Consider the following 3,308-nt stretch of genomic DNA (forward strand, 5'->3'; position numbering starts at 1 on the left):
TGTGTTGGCATGCTGTTGGGTGTCTGGGGCAACATTGTGTGTTCCTTGTTGTGGCATTCCATTGTTGGTTGATCATCTGTTGTGGTGGTTGGTCTTCGTGGGGTGTGTGTTGTGTGAGAACTGTATAGTGGACGCGAGCATCTTGTTCTTTTTGTGTAATTTTTGTTTGTTGAGTTGTCTGCAGTTTTTGTAGCGGCCGTAATTGTTGTTTTGTGTTACGGGCGTATGGTGGATGCCTTGGCATGCTGGGCCGATGAAGGACGTGTGAGGCTGCGTTAAGCCTCGGGGAGTTGCCAACAGTGCGTTGATCCGAGGATGTCCGAATGGGGAAACCCAACACCAATTGTGTGGTGTTACCTGCAGGTGAATGCATAGCCTGTGTGGAGGTGACGTGGGGAAGTGAAACATCTCAGTACCCACAGGAGAAGAAAACAATTTGTGATTCCGTGTGTAGTGGCGAGCGATAGCGGATGAGGCTAAACCGTGTGCGTGTGATACCTGGGTAGGGGTTGCGTGTGCGGTGTTGTGGGGTGTGATCGTTGCGGGCTACCTGACCGCAAGATGGTGTGTGTGCGTTAGCGGAAACGTCTGGGATGGCGTGCCGGAGCGGGTGATTAGCCCCGTACGTGAAGGCGTTGCATATGTTGTCTGATCATGTTTTCCCCGAGTAGCAGCGGGCTCGTGAAATCTGCTGTGAATCTGCCGGGACCACCCGGTAAGCCTAAATACCCAGTGTGACCGATAGTGAATAGTACCGTGAGGGAATGGTGAAAAGTACCCCGGGAGGGGAGTGAAAGAGTTCCTGAAACCATGCGCTTACAATCCGTCAGAGCACCGTTTGTGTGTGATGGCGTGCCTTTTGAAGAATGAGCCTGCGAGTCAGCGGCATGTCGCGAGGTTAACCCGTTATGTGGGGTAGTCGTAGCGAAAGCGAATCCTAAGAGGGTGTCAAGTGGCATGTCCTGGACCCGAAGCGGGGTGATCTACCCATGGCCAGTGTGAAGCAGCTGTAAGAGGTTGTGGAGGCGCGAACCCACTTAGGTTGAAAACTGAGGGGATGAGCTGTGGGTAGGGGTGAAAGGCCAATCAAACTCCGTGATAGCTGGTTCTCCCCGAAATGCATTTAGGTGCAGCGTGATGTGTGCTTACCGGAGGTAGAGCTACTGGATGGCCGAGCGGGACTATCATCTTAGTGACGTCAGCCAAACTCCGAATGCCGGTGAAGTTTGAGCATTGCAGTGAGACTGTGGGGGATAAGCTTCATAGTCGAGAGGGAAACAGCCCAGATCGCCGGTTAAGGCCCCTAAGGGTGTGCTAAGTGGAAAAGGATGTGGGATCGCGAAGACAGCCAGGAGGTTGGCTTAGAAGCAGCCATCCTTGAAAGAGTGCGTAATAGCTCACTGGTCGAGTGGTTCTGCGCCGACAATGTAGTGGGGCTCAAGCACACCGCCGAAGCCGCGGCATAGTTTTTACTATGGGTAGGGGAGCGTCGTGTGTGGGGTGAAGCCGTATCGGAAGAAGCGGTGGACTGCACGCGAGTGAGAATGCAGGCATGAGTAACGAATGATACGTGAGAATCGTATCCGCCGAATGACTAAGGGTTCCTGGGTCAAGTTCGTCTTCCCAGGGTGAGTCGGGTCCTAAGGCGAGGCCGACAGGCGTAGTCGATGGTCAACGGGTTGATATTCCCGTACCCGTATATACGCGCCCAGTATCGAAGCGGTGATACTAACCACCCAGATCCACCGACATGCACATCTTTGATGTGTGGTTGGTGGTGATGCGTGGGGCCTGATCCGTTGTAGGTCAGTGATGGGGTGACGCAGCAAGGTAGCCAAGCCGCTTATTGGATTGCGGTGCAAGCGTGTGGCACGACAGCATGTCAAATGCGGCTGTCAATAGTGTGAGGCGTGATGCGTAGCCCATATATGGGTGATGTTGGTGATCCTCTACTGCCGAGAAAAGCCTCTAGCGATGTGTGTATACGGCCCGTACCCGAAACCGACACAGGTAGTCAAGTAGAGAATACTCAGGCGGTCGGGAGAACTGTGGTTAAGGAACTCGGCAAATTACCCCCGTAACTTCGGGAGAAGGGGGACCCAAACTGGTGCCCGATCATACGATCGTGGTTGCTGGCGTGGGTCGCAGAGAATAGAGGGGAGCGACTGTTTATCAAAAACACAGGTCCGTGCGAAGACGATGAAGTTGATGTATACGGACTGACGCCTGCCCGGTGCTGGAAGGTTAAGAGGACCTGTTAGGACTTTTTGTCCGAAGCGGAGAATTTAAGCCCCAGTAAACGGCGGTGGTAACTATAACCATCCTAAGGTAGCGAAATTCCTTGTCGGGTAAGTTCCGACCTGCACGAATGGCGTAACGACTCCCCTGCTGTCTCAACCACAGACCCGGTGAAATTGCACTACGAGTAAAGATGCTCGTTACGCGCGGCAGGACGAAAAGACCCCGGGACCTTCACTATAGCTTGGTATTGGCATTCGGTGCGGTTTGTGTAGGATAGGTGGGAGACGTTGAAGCGGCCACGCCAGTGGTTGTGGAGTCGTTGTTGAAATACCACTCTGACCGTAGTGGATATCTAACCTTGGCCCATGATCTGGGTTGGGGACAGTGCCTGGTGGGTAGTTTAACTGGGGCGGTTGCCTCCCAAAATGTAACGGAGGCGCCCAAAGGTTCCCTCAGCCTGGTTGGCAATCAGGTGTTTAGAGTGTAAGTGCACAAGGGAGCTTGACTGCGAGACTTACAAGTCGAGCAGGGACGAAAGTCGGGACTAGTGATCCGGCACCTACTTGTGGATGTGGTGTCGCTCAACGGATAAAAGGTACCCCGGGGATAACAGGCTGATCTTCCCCAAGAGTCCATATCGACGGGATGGTTTGGCACCTCGATGTCGGCTCGTCGCATCCTGGGGCTGGAGTAGGTCCCAAGGGTTGGGCTGTTCGCCCATTAAAGCGGCACGCGAGCTGGGTTCAGAACGTCGTGAGACAGTTCGGTCTCTATCCGCCGCGCGCGTTGAAACTTGAAGAAGGCTGTCCCTAGTACGAGAGGACCGGGACGGACGTACCTCTGGTGTGCCAGTTGTTCCGCCAGGAGCACAGCTGGTTGGCTACGTACGGAAGGGATAACCGCTGAAAGCATCTAAGCGGGAAGCCTGTTTTAAGATGAGGTTTCATTTGAGGTTCCCAGAAGACGACTGGGTTGATAGGCCGGAACTGGAAGCACAGCAATGTGTGGAGGCGACCGGTACTAATACACCAAACAAACCAACACCCGGTTTTTCAACAAACCACACA

The 3,308-nt window shown here is 53.8% G+C and carries 1 rRNA gene; it reads left to right on the forward strand.

Annotated features, from left to right (window positions below):
• Window positions 1-203 precede the first annotated feature (203 nt).
• Window positions 204-3,286, forward strand: a 23S ribosomal RNA gene (locus HMPREF2617_RS02500).
• Window positions 3,287-3,308: the final 22 nt, after the last annotated feature.

It is taken from the genome of Corynebacterium sp. HMSC070H05 (assembly GCF_001837615.1).
GTDB lineage: Bacteria > Actinomycetota > Actinomycetes > Mycobacteriales > Mycobacteriaceae > Corynebacterium > Corynebacterium coyleae.